Source organism: Fructilactobacillus lindneri DSM 20690 = JCM 11027, from assembly GCF_002907375.1.
GTDB lineage: Bacteria > Bacillota > Bacilli > Lactobacillales > Lactobacillaceae > Fructilactobacillus > Fructilactobacillus lindneri.
Genome location: NZ_MIYK01000010.1, coordinates 112,677 through 129,932 on the forward strand (window position 1 = coordinate 112,677; position 17,256 = coordinate 129,932).

Below are 17,256 nucleotides of genomic sequence, written 5' to 3' on the forward strand. Positions count from 1 at the left end.
AGAAAGGACATTTTCAAAATGAAAGATTATGACATTAGTGTGATAATGCCAAGCTACAATTCTGAAAAAACAATTGGTAGCGCAATTGATTCTATTCTTAATCAAGAAACAGAATATAATTTTGAAATCTTGATAATTGATGATGGGTCTTCTGATAAAACTATTGATATAGTAAAGAGACGAATGGCTGTTAATGATAACATTCGTCTCTTTTTTCAAGAACATAAATTTCAAGCTGAAGCACGTAATAAAGGTATAAAAAATTCAAATAGTAAGTATATTATGTTTTCTGATGATGATGATTTGTATAAACCGGATTTTATTGAAAATATGGGGAAATCAATTCAAACTAAAAAATTAGTAATAGCTGGTATTGAAAAGCGATTTTCTGATAATCATATAGAAATTGAAGATCACTCAATTCTTGAAACTGCACAAGACGATTCTCAATTAATCGGTAATTATCTAACTAAGAATCAAGAAATGGATGTAGGTTTATGGAACAAGATTTTTGTTAAAAAAGTTATTGATGATAATGAGATAAAAATGAGCAATGAAAATTTTTTCGAAGATAGTTTATTCGTACTGCAATATCTTATGTCCATTAACATTAATGAAATATTTTATATACATAAACCTATGTATATCTTAAATAAGCATAGAGGCTCTACTACGAATTCATACGATTCAAATTTGCTAAACAAATGTAATAAATATATAAATGAAGTTGAAAATGTGCTTAAATCTAACCAAAATTTAAATAAATATGCTGATTCATTTCGAGCAAGAATTTATTTATTTTATGTACATCGTAGTATCTTGAATGATAAATTATGGAATAAGCAAAAACAAAAACATATTTTGAAAACATGTTTGTCATTTAGTACTTTTAAATATTTAAATTATAAATATAATTTAGCAATTTTAATGGCTTACTTTTTTCCTAATACATACATTAGGTTATATTCAAAAAAATAAAAAAAATAATATGAAAGGATTTTTAGATGAAAATTAAATCTTTTTTTTATAAAGCTATAAATGACATTGTATATATACCAATATATTATTTATTATATCGCAATGAATTTCAGTCAATTGACATTAAAACAATTGAGGAAACAATTGATAGTGTCACTGAAAAGGGCATTTCAATTAGTCGTTTTGGAGATGGTGAATTTAAATGGATAGATATGACTGGTCAAAAATCTTTTGAGAAAGACTCTAAAGAATTAAGCAGTAAACTTTTAGAAGTTCTTAATTCTGATGATAAGCAGGTAGCAATTGCTTTACCACAAGCATTTAAGGATCCGTCAATATTAACGGCTAATAAATATTGGGAAAGAGAAATGGGGAAATATGGTAAGCAATGGTTAAATGATATAAATTTGAATTCACATTATTATAACGTTAACATTACTAGACCATATATGGACCTTAGAGATAAGAAAATAGCTAACTATGTTTTTGATAAATTTAAAGAATTTATGGAAAACAAAGATATTTTAATTATAGAAGGAACCGAAACGCATTTTGGCGAGGGTAATGATTTATTAAAAAATGTTAATTCTATAAAAAGAGTTGAATGTCCAGCACATAATGCTTTTGAAAGTTATGATAATATCTATAATCAATCAGTTGATGCTATTAATAAATGGAACCCAGATGTAGTATTAACTGCTTTGGGGCCAACTGCTACGGTTCTGACATTTGATTTAACCAAAAAAACTAAAAAACAGGTTATTGATATTGGTCATTTTGATATTGAATATGAATGGTATCTAAAAAAGGATAACAAAAGAGAACCTATTTCTGGTAAAGCGGTTAATGAAATAAAAGATAAATAATATATTAAGTGTAAGTATTCGGAGAAATAAAATTGAAGAAAAAAGTTACAGTTATTAGTAATGGTCTTAGTGGTAAGGGTGGGACTGAAACAGTACTTTCTCACCTTGGTAACAGTGAATCAATTAATGCTGTTTTTGAATTGGATCTTTTTATATTTAGTAAGGTTAGATATTCAAAATGGTTAAAAAGTTGTGGATATAATCGTGTATATTCAACAAAAATGAATAGTAAAATTTTACGTTTAATTAAACTAATTTTATTTTTGATTAAATTTAATGGTGAAGCTCTGATAGTGACTGATCAAAAAATATTACCTGTTACTAGTATTATTAAGTCAGTATTTCATAAAAAATATGAAGTTATTTTTTGGAGTCATTATGCTCTAGATAATGATACTCTTAAAGATAATGAAAATGGAGTATATATTGATTTTGGAAAAATAAAAAAAGCGGATTATTTTTTTGCCATTTCAACTGGGATAAAAAGAGAGTTGATTGCTGCCGGTGTATCTCCAAATAAAATAAAAGTCATATATAATCCAATTAGTAAGAAACAAAAAACTATATTTCCTGATAAAAATGAATGTAAATTTATATATATAGCAAGGATACAATTAAAAGGACAAAAAAATTTTGGTGGTCTACTAGATTGCTTAAAAAAATTACCTGGAAATTGGAGTTTAGATGTTTATGGTGCAGGTGATGATTTGTTTAAAGCTGAAAAATTTGTTGAAAGTAACGATAATCTAAGAAATAAAGTTAATTTCAAAGGATGGATTGACAATCCTTGGCCAAAAATCAAAGAAGCTAACGCACTTTTACTTAATTCAGAATTTGAAGGATTACCAATGGTTTTAGCCGAAGCACTTAGTTATGGTATTCCCGTAGTGTCAAGTGATTGTCCTACAGGTCCAGAAGATTTAGTTAAATCTGGGGAAAATGGATATCTATATAAGGTACGAGATTATCAAGAACTATTAGTAATTCTTGAAAAATTTGTCGATAAAAATATTTCTTTTAATATTGATACTATTAAAAACTCGGTTAGTTTTATGTATAATTCAAATTATGATAAAAGATTTATTGAAAATATAAATGATATAATTAAATAATTTATAAACTTATTTGAAAGGTGACTATTTATGACCGACAAAACAGTAGCGTTGATTATGGTTACATATAATCGATTAGAGTTGCTCAAAGGAGCAATGGATACTATTTTTAATCAAACAAATAAATTAGATGGAATATTTATCATCAACAATAATAGCACCGATGAAACTGAAAAATATTTGGATACTATAACTAAGTCGCATTCTAATGTTCATGTTAAAAATCTCAAGAAAAATATTGGTGGTGCTGGAGGATTTAATGAGGGCATCAAATTTGCCTATCAATTTAACGACTATGATTTTTATTGGTTAATGGATGATGATACTTATCCTAAGGAAGATGCTTTAAACAATTTGTTGAAAGCTGATTTAAATATAGATAATTTAGGATTTCTTTCAAGTAATGTTTTGTGGACGGATGGGAATCCTGTGGTTATGAATGTTCCAACTGTTAGTGCAGTTTGGAATTCTAAAGTTAAAGATGGACTAGTTGGGTTAAGTTCAGCGTCATTTGTCTCAATGTTAATCAGTAAAGAAGCAATACATAAGTGTGGTCTTCCAATCAAAGAATTTTTCATTTGGGGCGATGATGTAGAGTATTCTAATAGAATTTCAAAGATATTTTCTTGTTATTTTGTTTCTGAAAGTACAGTTATTCATCATATGAAAGCTAATAGTGGTGTTGATATTTTAACTGAAAATGGAGACAGAGTTAGTCGTCATTATTATGACACTAGAAATAGATTTTATATGGCAAAGCAAGAAGGAACTAAGGCGTCACTTAAATATGTCTTGAATAGAATATCTATGATGTTTAAGATATTATTCTCTGACAGTCAGAATAAATTTAAAAAGATTAAGGTTATGATTCATGGATTATGGTCAGGAATGTTTTTTAATCCAAATGTTGAATATTTGAAAAATACAGACCAAAATTAATTTAATTAGGAAATAATATTTATGAAACCAAAAGTCGAATTTGTTGGATCAGTTGCTGGACGTGGTGGAATAGAAACTGTTTTAACGCACGTTCTTAATAGTAAGATTATTAATGATAATTTAGATGTTTCTCTTTTTTTAGTAAGGAAACCTAAATATAATGACTTTTATAAAAGTCTTAATGATAATGTTATTGTTAGTAAAACAAATTATTTAAATAATTTTAAATGTTTAATTAGATTTGTTAATTTTTTAGTTAGTTATGATGGTGATGCATTAATCATAATGGGATCTAAAGAAGTGTTAATTGCTCATTTTATAAAAAGAATGTTTTTTAAAAAGTATAAAGTGATTTCTTGGATGCATAACTCTAAAGAAGATAGGACTCTTAATTTTTCCTTATTAAGGTATGCAGATGCTAATTTAGCAATTTCAAACGAAATCAAAGATGATATTGTTGAAGAAGGAGTTAATCCAGAAAAAATAAAAGTTGTTTATAATCCAATTAAGAAAAAAAGTAAGGTTATATCTCCAAACAAGGAAAAATGTACTTTTATTTATGTTAGTAGAATTATTCTTGATGGACAAAAGAATTTTAGAGGACTTTTGAAAAGTTTGAAAGATCTTAGTGGAAATTGGGAATTAAATGTTTATGGTGCTGGGCAAGATTTTGAGAAAGCAAAAAAGATTGCTTCTGAAAATGAAAATCTAAGAAAAAAAATTAATTTTAAAGGCTGGGTAAATAATCCTTGGGATGAAATGAAAAAAGCTAATGCTCTAATTTTGAATTCTAACTACGAGGGATTTGGAATGGTTATTGCAGAGGCAATGAGTTATGGAATCCCTGGAATTTCTTCAAATTGTAAGGCTGGTCCAAGTGATATAATTAAACAAGGTGAAAACGGATATCTCTATCCAGTAGGAGATTATCATTTATTAAATGAGTATTTGCAAAATTTTATTGAAAATAAAAATGTATTTAATCCAAATTTAATAAAAGAATCTATAAACTTTTTGTATGATGATGAATATGATAAAAGGCTAGTAAATGACATTAAGTATTTTATTGAAAAATAAATTATTAAATATTTAAAATATAGGGAGATTATATTAATGACTGATTATTTAGTAGTTGGTTCAGGTTTATTTGGATCAACATTTGCACATGAAGCAGCCAAACGTGGTCATCACGTAGAAGTTATTGAAAAACGTGATCATGTTGCTGGTAATATTTACACCAAAGAAGTTGAAGGAATTCAAGTTCATGAGTTTGGTGCTCACATTTTTCATACAAAAATGAAAAATATTTGGGACTATGTTCAACAATTTGCTAAATTTAATAACTACATAAATAGCCCAATTGCTAATTACAATGGTGAGATTTATAATTTACCATTTAATATGAACACATTTAACAAACTTTGGGGCGTTGTAACTCCTGAAGAAGCCAAAACAAAAATTGAGGAACAAAAAGAAACTGCAGATGTTCCTGAAAAACCAACTAACTTGGAAGAACAAGCTATTTCGTTAGTTGGACCTGACATTTATCAAAAATTAATTAAAGGTTATACAGAAAAACAATGGGGAAGAAAAGCAACTGACCTTCCTGCCTTTATTATTAGAAGAATCCCAGTTCGTTTTATTTACGATAATAACTACTTCAGTGATCCATACCAAGGTATTCCAATTGGTGGATACACACAAATCATTGAGAAAATGTTAGATAATGATTTGATTGATGTAAAACTTAATACTGATTTCTTTGATCACAAGGATGAATATTTGAATTCTGGGAAACGTATTATATTTACTGGGATGATTGACCAATTCTTTGATTACAAACTAGGTGAATTAGAATATCGTAGTCTTCGATTTGAAAGTGAAATTAAAGATGTTGATAACTACCAAGGTAATGCTGTTGTTAACTACACAGATGATAAAACACCATATACTCGGGTAATTGAGCATAAACATTTTGAATTTGGTAAAGGTAATAAAAACAAAACTGTTATTACACATGAATATCCTAAAAATTGGAGTCGTGGTGATGAACCCTACTATCCAATTGAGGATAAGAAAAACCGTTCATTATACAAAGAATATACAGAACTAGCCGATAAGGATGCTAAAAATGTTGTATTTGGTGGACGTTTAGGACAGTATCGTTATTACAATATGGATCAAACAATTATGTCAGCATTACGTTTGGTTAAAAGCGAATTCGGTGAATAATAAATGAAAGTTGTTAAAAACTATTTATATAATGCATCTTATCAAATTTTCATTTTATTAGTTCCACTGATTACTACTCCTTATTTGTCAAGAGTGCTTGGACCAAAAGGAATAGGAATTAATGGTTTTACTAATGCCAATATGCAGTATTTTATTATTTTTGGAAGTATTGGTGTAGCATTATATGGTAATAGGCAAATTGCTTATGTAAGAAATAATAAAGAAAAATTAACTGATACTTTTTATGAGATTTTTTTCATGCGTATTATAACGATTGGTATAGCATATATAGCATTTTTTATTTTTTTGGCTGTAATACATCGTTATCAGACATATTATCTTGCACAATCATTTTCTTTATTAGCTGCTGCTTTTGATATTTCTTGGTTTTTTCAAGGTGTTGAGAATTTTGGAGTAACAGTTCTTAGAAACTTTGTTGTTAAAATCATTACTTTAATTAGTATTTTTGCTTTCGTTAAATCTTATGATGATTTAGGTCTTTATATTTTGATTCTTTCCTTATCACTCCTGTTTGGTAATTTAACTCTTTTTCCTAGTCTACGAAGATATATAGGCAAACCAAATTGGAAAGATTTCCATTTATTTCAACATTTTTTGCCGTCCATGGTACTATTTATTCCTGAAATAGCAACTCAAATTTATTTATATGTAAATAAAACAATGTTAGGTCTAATGACAAATATGAATCAATCAGGTTATTTTGATCAATCTGATAAAATAATTAAAATGTCATTAGCTGTAGTAACAGCTACAGGAATGGTAATGTTACCCCACGTTGCTAATGCTTTTAAAAATGGTGAAAATGAAAAAGTTAGAAAGTATTTATATACTACCTTTGAATTTGTTACTGCAATTTCAATACCACTAATGTTTGGGATTGCTGCTGTAGCTCATACGTTTGTACCATTATTTTTCTCTCCAAAATTTACTCCAGTAATTCCCTTGATGATGCTTGAATCAGTTGTAGTTCTTTTAATTGCTTGGAGTAATGCAATTGGAGTGCAATATTTAGTCCCAACTGGACAAAATAAATCTTATAATTATTCGGTAATTATTGGAGCGGTAGTTAATATTTTTGCAAATATTCCTTTAATCCTGCTGTGGGGTGCAGTTGGTACTGCACTTGCAACAGTTTTATCTGAAGCATTTGTAACAATATATCAAATTTATTCGATTAGAAAACAAATTAGTTTAAAACAAATGTTTGCTGGGTACTATAAATATTTGTTTGCAGGAATAGTAATGTTTTTTGTAGTGTTTGGATTAAACCTATATCTTCGTATTTCATGGTCAATGTTAATTATTGAAGTTTTTGCTGGAATGATTTCTTATGCATTTATGTTATTAATTTTGCGTCCAAATTTAATTAAAGATTCATTAAAAAAATTGAAAATAAAATTTTCTAAGCAAAATTAAAAAAGAATCATAATTAATATGATTCTTTTTTAATTTAAATTATGAATAATATAATTAACCAATTTTTGAAATTGCTGATTTCTTTGGTATAATACTCTTAGTTTGCATTTTAAGTTTTATAAAAAATGATTATTTAATAAAGAGTAGGTGATTGAAATTGACAAGTACTACTTCCGGAAAAGAGGTATGGCTTAATCCCAAAAGTGTTCAAAATAGACCCGTTTATTTTGCAATAAAAAGAATTACAGATGTTCTTTTTAGTTCATTGGGTTTAATTGTTCTTAGTCCTCTCTTTTTAACATTGAGTTTATTAGTAAAATTTGATGGCTCTCGTGGTAACGTGTTTTATGTACAGGAACGTGTTGGTAAAAATGGAAAGCACTTCAATATGTATAAATTTAGATCAATGATTCCTAACGCTGATGCAGAACTTGATAAATTAAAAAGTTATAATGAAGTTGATGGTGCCATGTTTAAAATGAAAGATGACCCTCGTATTACTAAAATAGGTAAATTCATTAGAAAATACAGTCTTGATGAACTGCCGCAATTAATTAATGTGATTGCTGGTCAAATGTCTTTAGTTGGTCCCCGCCCTCCAATCCCAAGTGAAGTTGCTGAATATACTAAATATGATATGCAAAGATTATTAGTAGTTCCTGGGTGTACGGGATTATGGCAAGTTACAGATCGTAACAATACTGATTTTAATGGCGCAGTTAAGTTGGATATTAAATATATTCAAAAAAGCTGTTTTACTTATGATATGAAGATAATGTTTGAAACTGTGTTAGTTATGATAAAGCCTAATGCTGCCTATTAATAATTTGCTGGAAGTGAATTAAATCTCAATTGCATATTTTTATGTATGCTTATGAGTTAGTTCGCTTTTTTATTTTTAAAAGAAAACGGAAGGTCGTTGTTTAATGAAAAAAAGATTAACTTATGTTGATTTAATTAATGTTCTAGCGATAATTTTTGTTTTAATTATTCATTCATCGTGGGATGAGTCTAGCACGGCATTAGGAATTTATGATTCAATTATTAGAGCGATTTGTGCTCCAGCTGTATTTTTATTTTTAATGAATTCGGGCGCTACTTTAATTGGCTATCGACGAAAATACACTACTAAGACGTTTTTGAATAAACGTATAAATCGAGTAGTATTTCCACTTATATTATGGAGCATTATTTATTATATTGTAGATTCTTTTGTAAAGAAACCATTACCAGATGTAACATTCAAAATAGATAATCCAAGTATTGGTAATTTTTTTGTTTCTTTTTTATCAGGTAATATTAATGGTGCTTTTTGGTTTTTCTATTGTGTGATTGCACTTTATCTTATTACGCCAATTATTTCTGTTTTAGTTAAAAATCATAAAAACATATTATTTTACATAGTGATTTTAGATTTCTTTTTTAGTTTTATAGTTATATATTTTAATAATAATTTGTTTCATTTAGAGTTGAGTCCATATTTAATTCCAATGTCCGGAACATGTTATATTGGTTTTTTTGTGATGGGATATTTAATTAAAGTTGGATATTTTACCAAAAAAGGTCTTAACGTAATTAAAATATTGGGAATTATTTCATTTATAGCTGCCATTTTAATTCCAGCCTTTAAATTTAAAATTTCTCTTCCTGTTATTCAAAATTTAATTGAATATGGCGGGCCACTTAACTTTTTATATACGATTGGTCTATATGTATTTATTAAGCAACTGGTTGAAGATGACACATTATTTCAAAATGTTAAAATGCAAAAATGCTTGGCTGTTTTAGCTTCTCTTAGTTTAGGAATTTATATTCTTCATCCATTTTTCTTGAAAATATTTATGAAGATGACTGGAACTGAATTTTCAAGTTGGCTTGATATTTTAGTAATGCCAATTTTTGTTTATATTACTTGTGGATTAACTGTTTATATTCTGAAAAGAATTCCATTTGTAAATAAGATATTGCCATAAATTTTCCAAAGACTACGCAGCCTACAAACTGTGTAGTCTTTTTCTAATTTCTTGCCAATTTCTCTGAAAATCCTTTATAATTAAAATATCGAGCTAAATAGGAGAATGAATATGTTTAAAATAACAATTTACAGTGTACGTAAAGTGGAACGTCCGCTTTTTGAAAAATTAAATAAATATGATTTTGATTTAAACTTAGTTTCAGAACGACTTACGATTGATAATGTTGACAAAGCTGAGGGATCAGATGCAGTTTTAATCAGTGGGTTTGATGACTGTGATGGTGAAATCATCAAAAAACTACACGAATTTGGGATTAATTATGTTTATACTCGAGTTGTGGGTGTTGATAATATTGATTTTACTGCGATTGACGGTTACGGCATGCAGGTTGCCAATGCTCCGGGATATTCGCCACGAGCAGTTGCTGAATTAGCTTTCATTTTAGGGATGACGTTATTCCGTCACGTTTCTCCAGCCACTTACAACACGCACATGGCTAACTTCGCTTTATTACCATCTTACTTTGCCAATGAGATTCACAATGCCACCATTGGAATTGTAGGAGCTGGAACGTTAGGAACTGCTGAAGCCAAGTTATATGGTGCTCTTGGTGCTAAAGTTTTAGCTTACCAGCGTCACCCTGACCCAGAAAACAAAGCGGTTGAATTTACCGATATGGATACTTTATTAAAGGAATCTGATATTGTTTCCATGCACATTCCTTACATTCCAGGTAAGACTGGCAACTTCATCGGTAAAGAAGAAATCGATAAGATGAAAGACGGGGCTATCCTAGTTAACACTGCCAGAGGACCAGTTGTTGATAATCAAGCCGTTTCTTATGCTGTTCGCAACTTTAAACTTGGTGGTTACGGAACTGATGTGTTGCTTGATGAAGATAAAATCATGGGAAAACAATTTGATTCGCTTGATGACCTGCCAAACGATATTGACAAAGATTTGATGTTAAATTACCCCAACGTGATTGTGACACCGCACATGGGCTTTTACACTGAAAAAGCTGTTGAAGATATGATTAATATCAGTTTTGAAAACTTCGATAGTATGTTAAAGACTGGTAAACCAACTCACTTAGTAAATAAATAAGAGGTATTATTGTGGCTAAAATTACAATTTATAATGTAAAAGATTATGAGAAACCTTTTTACGAAGATTTAAATAAATATGACTTCGATTTGAACTTTGTAACTGGGCCCTTAACAGCTGAAAATACTAACATGGCTGAAGGTTCAGTTGGAGTTTTGATTGATGGATCCACCAATGCAGACGCTGATATTTTTGCTGCTATGAAGAATTTAGGGGTTAAATATGTCTTCACACGTTTTGTTGGTTATAACAACATCGATTTAAAGGCTGCGAGTGCTCGTGATATTACGGTTGCCCGCGTTCCTAGTTATTCACCTTATTCAGTTGCTGAATTAGCACTGACCATGGGAGTTACTTTAACTCGCCACGTTGCTCAGGCAACTACCAATACTCACTTAGGAAATTTCATGATTTTGCCAAGTTATTTTGCAAAAGAAATTGATCAGTTAACGGTTGGTATCATTGGTGTTGGGCACATGGGAGCTGCCGAAGCTAAACTTTATCATAACTTAGGAGCTAAAGTCCTTGGTTACCAGCGTCATCCCAATGATAATCCGGATGTTTCTTTTGTTGATGAAACAGAATTATTGGCCAGTTCCGACATTGTTTCTATCCATGTGCCTTATTTCCCTGGTGAAAATGACATGATGATTGGGGCAACCGAGATTGGTTCTATGAAAGATGACGCTATCTTAGTCAATACTGCTCGTGGAGAATTAGTTAATACTGGGGCAGTTACGGCCGCCTTAGATGACGGAACTTTAGGTGGTTATGCAGCTGATGTGGTTCCAGATGAAAATCAAATCTTTGGCAAACAATTCGACAGTTTGGATGATTTACCGGATCAGGAACTTTTGGATTTGATGAAGAAATATCCCAATGTTATTATTACACCACACATGGGCTACGATACTGAACCAGCCTTAGAAGATATGATTAAAGTTAGTTACGAAAACTTTCATGATGTCTTAACTAAGGGCGAAACAGAAAATCAGATTAAGTAAGAGGTCATTATGGATACACAATTATTAGATTTAATGAAAAAACGTCGGACAATTTATGCCTTGGGCAAGAACGTTTCCATTCCACAAGACGAATTGTACAAATACATTAAAGAAGTCGTTAAATATACACCGTCGGCTTTTAACAGCCAGCCGGTTCGTGCGGTTGTTTTGTTTAATGAACAACATGATAAGTTATGGGATATGGTTTCAGACGCCTTACAGGACAATATTGCGCCTGATGCATTCTTAAGAACAAAAGCCAAGATTAGTACTTTTAAAAATGCTTTTGGCTCAGTTCTATTTTATACTGATATGGACGTTGTGAAAGCTTATGCTGACAATCCTAAGCTGGCTACGTACCAGTATCAAGAATACAATTGGTCTGAAGAGGCTCAGGGAAATGCTCAATTTGCTGTGTGGACTGGATTAGAAGAAAATGGGTTAGGAGTAAATATTCAACACTATGATCCGCTAATTGATCCTTTGGTAAATTCTGAATTTAAGATTCCTGCTAGCTGGCAATTACGGGCTGAAATGAACTTTGGCTCAATTGAAAACCCAGCAGGTGACAAAGATTTTATGGATGATGCAAAACGATTTAAGCTATATAAATAATTTAATGAAGGGAATGCTGCCTAATGAATGAAAAAGAAATTATTGATAGGAAATTGCTAAAGCTACGCCGTTTCGCTAATTTCATTATCACGCCGCTGTGTGTGGCGTTAATTTGTGCTTATTTTATTCAGAAAAGTGTTACCCCATTAGTTATTATTTTAGCTTTGTTAGTAGTTTTTACCTATCTTCCTTATGGTTGTGTCGTGCTATACTATGCGGTTAAACGACGTAAACTAACCAAAAATAATCAATAAAAAAAATTAGCGCTTACTCTAAATTAATGGAGTTAAGCGCTATTTTATTGTACAATGGTTAATGTTGCTTAATAATGAACAAGGGGGAAGTTTGAATTGAAACAGGCTTTAAAAGACAAACGTAATCTAGTATCTTTAGCGGTGATTTTTGCCGCTATTTTGATGATGCTATCGCTCCAATTTTTTTCTAAAAATGTGATTATTGGATACGATACCTTTTTTCATTTTAATCGGATTTATGATGCTGCAATGCAGATTCAGCATCATAACTTTAGTTATTTTATGTCTAACTATGGTTATCACCAGTCCGGTCAGATTGTTAGTGCGGTGTATGGTCCATATATGACTTATGCTCTCGGTTTTATTTTATTTCTGACTCACAGCTGGTTCTGGTTTGAAATGATTGTTGATTTTATCATTTTAACGGTATCTGCTCTTGGTGCCTACATGTTATTTCGTTGGCTTAAAATTAATCACACTTTAGCAGTTTCTGGTGCGATTATCTATATGTCGCAAAATTTCATTACATACTGGATTACCAGTTCCGCTTTTTTGGACTGGGGGGCCATGATTCTACCATACTCAGTGATGGTAGCGCTTGATTTGCTATATGGTTCACCAAAAAAAGTTCATTACACGTTAGCGATTGTGGTTGCGTTACTACTAGAAATGCACGTTTTGAGTGCTGTGATTACGATTGTAATGTTTCTACCGTTTTTCTTGATTGGATTTACTCGTTCGCACGAAAAACTAAAATATTTTATTAAGGTATGTTTAAATGCAGTGTTAGCTACGATTTTAAGTGCAAATTACTTTGCTGCATTTTATGATGTCTTTTTACATAATAAATTAATCCCGCCATTTAGTATTGAAAACTTAAGTCGGGGAGCGATGAAGTTTGTTAGACCGAACTTGACCCAGAGTGAAGTGGGTGTGGTCTTTATGATTATTATTGTCGCTCAGGTAGCATTTATCATTTTCAACTTTAAACGGTCTCGTTTAAACCTTGGAATTACAATGATTGGATTATTGTTCTTTATTTTATCCTCTCAGTATTTCCCTTGGGATCAAGCTGGACATATTTTTCCTTTCTTTCAAGATTTCTTGCAGTTTCCATCGCGGTTCTTCTCATTTGCTGCCATGTTAATACTGACTGGTTTCTTGATGTCGTTAAATCAGTTTATTGATTCAACTAATTATCATCCGCTTAAGTATTCATATTATGCATTTGTAGTTCTTTTAGCGATTATGGCTTTGATGCTCGGGATGAAAAACATTAAGATTCAGATGGTTAACGATTGGGAACTAAATAACCAACCGCCCCAAGTCGGAGTATATGCCGGACATCTGCGTCCTTATGGCTATTATCCGGAAGGAGTAACCCAGACGAAGCTGAAGGATGATTTCAAGAGTCGTGATTTATCGAAGCCGTTGAATGATGTCATTCGTTCTGTCACAGATTATTTACCTAATGAAAGCGGCGGTCCAACTCCAGGTCACTTACAACATAAATATCGTCATCAGATTACTTACAATAATCATCGTTATCATAAACAGGTCTTGGATAACGGAAGTGTTGATGTTACTTGGAATAGTCGTCAAGCGGTAACAGCTCGAATCCCGATGTTTGCCTATAATGACACTGTCTTAAAACTAAATGGTAAAACTTTACAAAAATCAGATGATTCCACGATTAAAAAACATGTTCTTCATCATGGAAAATATCAAGTATCAGATATTGGTGGAATTTACGTTCCAGCTAAGCAGGGGAACAACAAATTAAACGTTAGTTATCAAGCACCATGGTACTTTACGCTGTCGCTGATTTGCTCTGTGATTGCATGGATTGCAGTTCTTGGTTACGAACTGGTTCGAAAAGTCAGAAAAACATTTTTTTCATAGAATTTAACCAAAAACGAACGTAGGTGTAAATTTACGTTCGTTTTAGTTTTTAAGCTAGATTATATGGTAAAATACTGACAATGGTTTAACGAAACGAGGATAATTGTATGGAACGACTATATTGGGATGCGATTAATGTATATGATCGTAAAATATTTTATACCGTAACAGAAAAAGGATTAAATTTTGTGGGATCGCCTGAACATGGAGTTTCCCAGGTTTTGGATTTTTATGATAATGATCAGTTTGAATATGTACATGCTCATAGTCAGACTGATCATTATCGAAAATCATTAAAACGTTATCTAAAAGGTAAAAGAGATCATCTAGAGTTTAAGGTTGATTATTTAGTTGATGGAACCCCACAACAAGAAACAGTCTGGCGAAAAATTACAACGATTCCTTATGGAGAAACTCGAAGTTTAGCTACTTTAGCAGCTGAATTGGACTTAGGTTCTGACGAGGTGCTTGATGCCATGAAAAAATGCCCGGTTTGGATTGCAATTCCATTACATCGAGTGGTTGATCGCGGCGAAACTAATGGATTTCGTACCGATGTCAGGATGCAGCAATACTTACGCGAGATTGAGCAAAAGCCTAAATCTGATTTAAAAGAATTATTGTGATTTTATTTGTCGGTAATTTTAATTAAGAAACACTTGAAGGGAACATTAATCTATGAAAAAACGTCAACTAACGCCATTATCATTGGTCCTGATGGTTTTCACCTCCATCTTTAACTTTGTTAATATTCCACGAGCTTTTTATTTGATGGGATATGCAGCGATTCCTTGGTATATTTTAGCAGCTGTTTGTTTCTTTTTACCTTTTGCATTTATGGTTGCCGAATTTGGTTCAGCCTATCCGGATGCACAGGGGGGAATTTATACGTGGATGGCTGAGTCAGTCAATCCACGCTTTGCTTTTATTGGCATTATCATGTGGTATTCATCTTTTATCACATGGATGTTAAATACGAGTTCAATTATTTGGATTCCAATTTCAACGGCAATTTTTGGAGTTGATAAAACCCAATCATGGCACTTGTTTGGACTAAGTGATGTGCAAACGCTAGGAATTTTAGCTGCTATTCTAGTAATTGTGATTACGTTTGTAGCCAGTCGAGGATTGGGTCGTTTTAAGCTGATTACTTCGATTGGTGGCTCTGCCATGTTATTGGCTAGCTTTATTTTGATTGTTGGCGGATCAATTATTTTGCTGTTAAATGGTCATCCATTACAACCGCTTAGTTTTTTAAGTTTAATTAAATCACCTAATCCGCAATACGCTACGGGGATTTCAGTTTTGAGTTTCTCGGTCTATGCAATCTTTGCCTTTGGCGGGATTGAGATTATTAGTGGATTAGTGGATCAAACGAAGAATCCAAAGAAAACTTTTCCGCGTGGAGTAGCCATTAGTGCTATCTTGATTACACTGGTTTACGCTCTAGGAATTTTTGTAACCGGGATGTTTACAAACTGGGACAAAGTCTTTAATGTAGCCGATGGTTCTAAAGTTAACTTGGGAAATGAAGCATTTATTGCCATGAATAACTTTGGGTATCAACTAGGTCTGGCATTACATTTTTCCCATGGGGTTGCGACTCAGATGGGACTTTGGACGGGACGCTATATTGGAATTTCGATGTTTTTGGCTCTGATTGGAGCCTTTACAACGGTAGTCTTTTCGCCAGTAAAGCAGTTGGTAGAAGGAACTCCTAAAGAAATATGGCCTAAATATCTACGTAAGATTAAAAATGATTTACCTGTCAATGCGATGAAAGTACAAGTTTTGCTAGTAATTTTGTTTATTTTATTAGTTGCATTTGGAGGTCAAAATGCCAAAATTTTCTTCCAAGTTGTAATTTCAATGACTAACGTGGCCATGTCATTGCCATACTTGTTTATTGCTTATGCATTTTGGCAATTCCGCAAAAAAGGTAAGATTAAACAATCATTTACATTCTATAAGGGTTATAGTTCGGCTCGCTTAGCTGCCATTGTTGTGTTATTGACGGTTGGTCTAGCCAATGTCTTTACCTTAATTTCGCCTGTCTTGCAGGGACAATGGATGACAACGGTTTGGATGATCGTTGGTCCGATTGTATTTGCTGTAATTGGTTTAGTCTTATATAGAAGATATGAGAAAAAAATTTAAAATAAAAGTAGGCAGCAATTTAATTTGCTGCCTACTTTTTTAATAGATTATTTATAGTGTCCTTTGACAGAAAAGATAGTTACTAATTTTTCTTCTGAATTAATTTTATATACAATTCTATCTTGAATATTTATTCGACGTGAATAATAACCATCGCCAGGTGGCATTAATTTTTCAAAAGAATTGGTTGGTTCATATGGATTATTATGAATTGTTTTTAGAATTTCATTAATAGTATTTACATAAGGAGTCCCACGATATTTTTTTAAGTCTTTTTTAGCTTGTTTTATTAAAATGATTTTATAACTCATAAATCATCCCAATTGATTCCATTTGTAATGTCAATAAAATCTTCTTTTTTGGCATTTTTAGATCTATCTAATGATTCTTGCAATTGTCCATTATTAATTACGTGCATTGTTTCAAGCATACGTTTGTAGTCATTCTTACTCATTATAACCATATCTTGATTTGGTTTTCTAACATTATTTACACTTATAACATTATGATTGTTGTTCACATCGGAAGCAATTTTAAATAAATTTTTTCGTGCTTGAGTGGGAGTACAATTGTCCATTTTAAATAATCCTCCTAGCTTATCCTAATTTGTTATGTACATTATAACGTACATATGAAAAAACACAATAAAAAAATTTAATTAATAAATTTCTCTTATT

Annotated in this window: 18 protein-coding genes; 16 read left to right on the forward strand and 2 right to left on the reverse strand. The window is 31.3% G+C overall.

Annotated elements, in window-relative coordinates:
* The first annotated feature begins 18 nt into the window (after nucleotides 1–18).
* The 16 genes from BHU33_RS03440 to yjeM all read left to right on the forward strand — a co-directional run bounded on the left by BHU33_RS03440 (nucleotide 19) and on the right by yjeM (nucleotide 16,579).
* Nucleotides 19–978, forward strand: coding sequence for a glycosyltransferase family 2 protein (locus tag BHU33_RS03440; protein WP_054646024.1), 960 nt, complete (start codon nucleotides 19–21; stop codon nucleotides 976–978).
* A 26-nt stretch (nucleotides 979–1,004) separates the two neighbouring features.
* Nucleotides 1,005–1,844 carry a GT-D fold domain-containing glycosyltransferase gene (locus BHU33_RS03445; protein ID WP_054646023.1) on the forward strand — a complete coding sequence of 280 codons (840 nt, stop codon included), beginning with the start codon at nucleotides 1,005–1,007 and terminating at the stop codon, nucleotides 1,842–1,844.
* A 32-nt stretch (nucleotides 1,845–1,876) separates the two neighbouring features.
* Complete coding sequence (locus BHU33_RS03450; protein WP_056997724.1) at nucleotides 1,877–2,956, forward strand: glycosyltransferase; 1,080 nt, start codon at nucleotides 1,877–1,879, stop codon at nucleotides 2,954–2,956.
* A gap of 30 nt (nucleotides 2,957–2,986) precedes the next feature.
* Entirely contained in the window at nucleotides 2,987–3,895 is a 909-nt protein-coding gene (locus tag BHU33_RS03455) for a glycosyltransferase family 2 protein (protein WP_054646020.1), read from the forward strand.
* Nucleotides 3,896–3,916: 21 nt separating this feature from the next.
* The gene (locus BHU33_RS03460; protein WP_056997723.1) at nucleotides 3,917–4,972 is read left to right on the forward strand and encodes a glycosyltransferase; all 1,056 of its coding nucleotides are present in this window, start codon (nucleotides 3,917–3,919) and stop codon (nucleotides 4,970–4,972) included.
* A 36-nt stretch (nucleotides 4,973–5,008) separates the two neighbouring features.
* On the forward strand, nucleotides 5,009–6,127 hold the full coding sequence (glf, locus tag BHU33_RS03465) for a UDP-galactopyranose mutase (protein WP_056997722.1): 1,119 nt from the start codon (nucleotides 5,009–5,011) through the stop codon (nucleotides 6,125–6,127).
* A gap of 3 nt (nucleotides 6,128–6,130) precedes the next feature.
* Nucleotides 6,131–7,564 (forward strand): oligosaccharide flippase family protein, encoded by a 1,434-nt coding sequence (locus BHU33_RS03470; protein WP_054646017.1) that lies wholly within the window; start codon nucleotides 6,131–6,133, stop codon nucleotides 7,562–7,564.
* A 157-nt stretch (nucleotides 7,565–7,721) separates the two neighbouring features.
* Nucleotides 7,722–8,387: a sugar transferase gene (locus tag BHU33_RS03475; RefSeq protein ID WP_054646016.1), complete on the forward strand. Its 666-nt coding sequence runs from the start codon at nucleotides 7,722–7,724 to the stop codon at nucleotides 8,385–8,387.
* A gap of 103 nt (nucleotides 8,388–8,490) precedes the next feature.
* Nucleotides 8,491–9,537, forward strand: a complete 1,047-nt coding sequence (locus tag BHU33_RS03480) for an acyltransferase (RefSeq protein WP_054646015.1) — start codon at nucleotides 8,491–8,493, stop codon at nucleotides 9,535–9,537.
* A gap of 111 nt (nucleotides 9,538–9,648) precedes the next feature.
* Nucleotides 9,649–10,647, forward strand: coding sequence for an NAD(P)-dependent oxidoreductase (locus BHU33_RS03485; RefSeq protein ID WP_054646014.1), 999 nt, complete (start codon nucleotides 9,649–9,651; stop codon nucleotides 10,645–10,647).
* A gap of 11 nt (nucleotides 10,648–10,658) precedes the next feature.
* Nucleotides 10,659–11,651 carry an NAD(P)-dependent oxidoreductase gene (locus BHU33_RS03490; protein ID WP_054646013.1) on the forward strand — a complete coding sequence of 331 codons (993 nt, stop codon included), beginning with the start codon at nucleotides 10,659–10,661 and terminating at the stop codon, nucleotides 11,649–11,651.
* Nucleotides 11,652–11,660: 9 nt separating this feature from the next.
* A complete protein-coding gene (locus BHU33_RS03495) occupies nucleotides 11,661–12,266 on the forward strand; it encodes a nitroreductase family protein (protein WP_054646012.1) in 606 nt (201 codons plus the stop codon).
* A gap of 23 nt (nucleotides 12,267–12,289) precedes the next feature.
* Nucleotides 12,290–12,520: a hypothetical protein gene (locus BHU33_RS03500; protein WP_054646011.1), complete on the forward strand. Its 231-nt coding sequence runs from the start codon at nucleotides 12,290–12,292 to the stop codon at nucleotides 12,518–12,520.
* Between the two features lie 96 nt (nucleotides 12,521–12,616).
* A complete protein-coding gene (locus BHU33_RS03505) occupies nucleotides 12,617–14,422 on the forward strand; it encodes a hypothetical protein (RefSeq protein ID WP_054646010.1) in 1,806 nt (601 codons plus the stop codon).
* A 107-nt stretch (nucleotides 14,423–14,529) separates the two neighbouring features.
* Nucleotides 14,530–15,048 (forward strand): methylated-DNA--[protein]-cysteine S-methyltransferase, encoded by a 519-nt coding sequence (locus BHU33_RS03510; RefSeq protein WP_054646009.1) that lies wholly within the window; start codon nucleotides 14,530–14,532, stop codon nucleotides 15,046–15,048.
* Between the two features lie 52 nt (nucleotides 15,049–15,100).
* The gene (gene yjeM / locus BHU33_RS03515) at nucleotides 15,101–16,579 is read left to right on the forward strand and encodes a glutamate/gamma-aminobutyrate family transporter YjeM (protein ID WP_054646008.1); all 1,479 of its coding nucleotides are present in this window, start codon (nucleotides 15,101–15,103) and stop codon (nucleotides 16,577–16,579) included.
* A gap of 47 nt (nucleotides 16,580–16,626) precedes the next feature.
* Here the strand turns inward: yjeM and BHU33_RS03520 are convergent, their stop codons facing one another.
* Both BHU33_RS03520 and BHU33_RS03525 read right to left on the reverse strand, forming a co-directional pair.
* Nucleotides 16,627–16,890 (reverse strand): Txe/YoeB family addiction module toxin, encoded by a 264-nt coding sequence (locus tag BHU33_RS03520; RefSeq protein ID WP_054646007.1) that lies wholly within the window; start codon nucleotides 16,888–16,890, stop codon nucleotides 16,627–16,629.
* Nucleotides 16,887–17,156 (reverse strand): type II toxin-antitoxin system Phd/YefM family antitoxin, encoded by a 270-nt coding sequence (locus tag BHU33_RS03525; protein ID WP_054646006.1) that lies wholly within the window; start codon nucleotides 17,154–17,156, stop codon nucleotides 16,887–16,889. Before BHU33_RS03525 ends, BHU33_RS03520 begins: the two co-directional genes overlap by 4 nt.
* Nucleotides 17,157–17,256: the final 100 nt, after the last annotated feature.

Bases quoted from the DNA above. Each gene is read 5' to 3' on its own strand.
- BHU33_RS03470 (WP_054646017.1), top strand. From the start codon at position 6,131: ATGAAAGTTGTTAAAAACTATTTATATAATGCATCTTATCAAATTTTC.
- BHU33_RS03485 (WP_054646014.1), top strand. From the start codon at position 9,649: ATGTTTAAAATAACAATTTACAGTGTACGTAAAGTGGAACGTCCGCTT.
- BHU33_RS03520 (WP_054646007.1), bottom strand. From the start codon at position 16,890: ATGAGTTATAAAATCATTTTAATAAAACAAGCTAAAAAAGACTTAAAA.
- BHU33_RS03455 (WP_054646020.1), top strand. From the start codon at position 2,987: ATGACCGACAAAACAGTAGCGTTGATTATGGTTACATATAATCGATTA.
- glf (WP_056997722.1), top strand. From the start codon at position 5,009: ATGACTGATTATTTAGTAGTTGGTTCAGGTTTATTTGGATCAACATTT.
- BHU33_RS03440 (WP_054646024.1), top strand. From the start codon at position 19: ATGAAAGATTATGACATTAGTGTGATAATGCCAAGCTACAATTCTGAA.
- BHU33_RS03445 (WP_054646023.1), top strand. From the start codon at position 1,005: ATGAAAATTAAATCTTTTTTTTATAAAGCTATAAATGACATTGTATAT.
- BHU33_RS03525 (WP_054646006.1), bottom strand. From the start codon at position 17,156: ATGGACAATTGTACTCCCACTCAAGCACGAAAAAATTTATTTAAAATT.
- BHU33_RS03480 (WP_054646015.1), top strand. From the start codon at position 8,491: ATGAAAAAAAGATTAACTTATGTTGATTTAATTAATGTTCTAGCGATA.
- yjeM (WP_054646008.1), top strand. From the start codon at position 15,101: ATGAAAAAACGTCAACTAACGCCATTATCATTGGTCCTGATGGTTTTC.
- BHU33_RS03500 (WP_054646011.1), top strand. From the start codon at position 12,290: ATGAATGAAAAAGAAATTATTGATAGGAAATTGCTAAAGCTACGCCGT.
- BHU33_RS03495 (WP_054646012.1), top strand. From the start codon at position 11,661: ATGGATACACAATTATTAGATTTAATGAAAAAACGTCGGACAATTTAT.
- BHU33_RS03460 (WP_056997723.1), top strand. From the start codon at position 3,917: ATGAAACCAAAAGTCGAATTTGTTGGATCAGTTGCTGGACGTGGTGGA.
- BHU33_RS03510 (WP_054646009.1), top strand. From the start codon at position 14,530: ATGGAACGACTATATTGGGATGCGATTAATGTATATGATCGTAAAATA.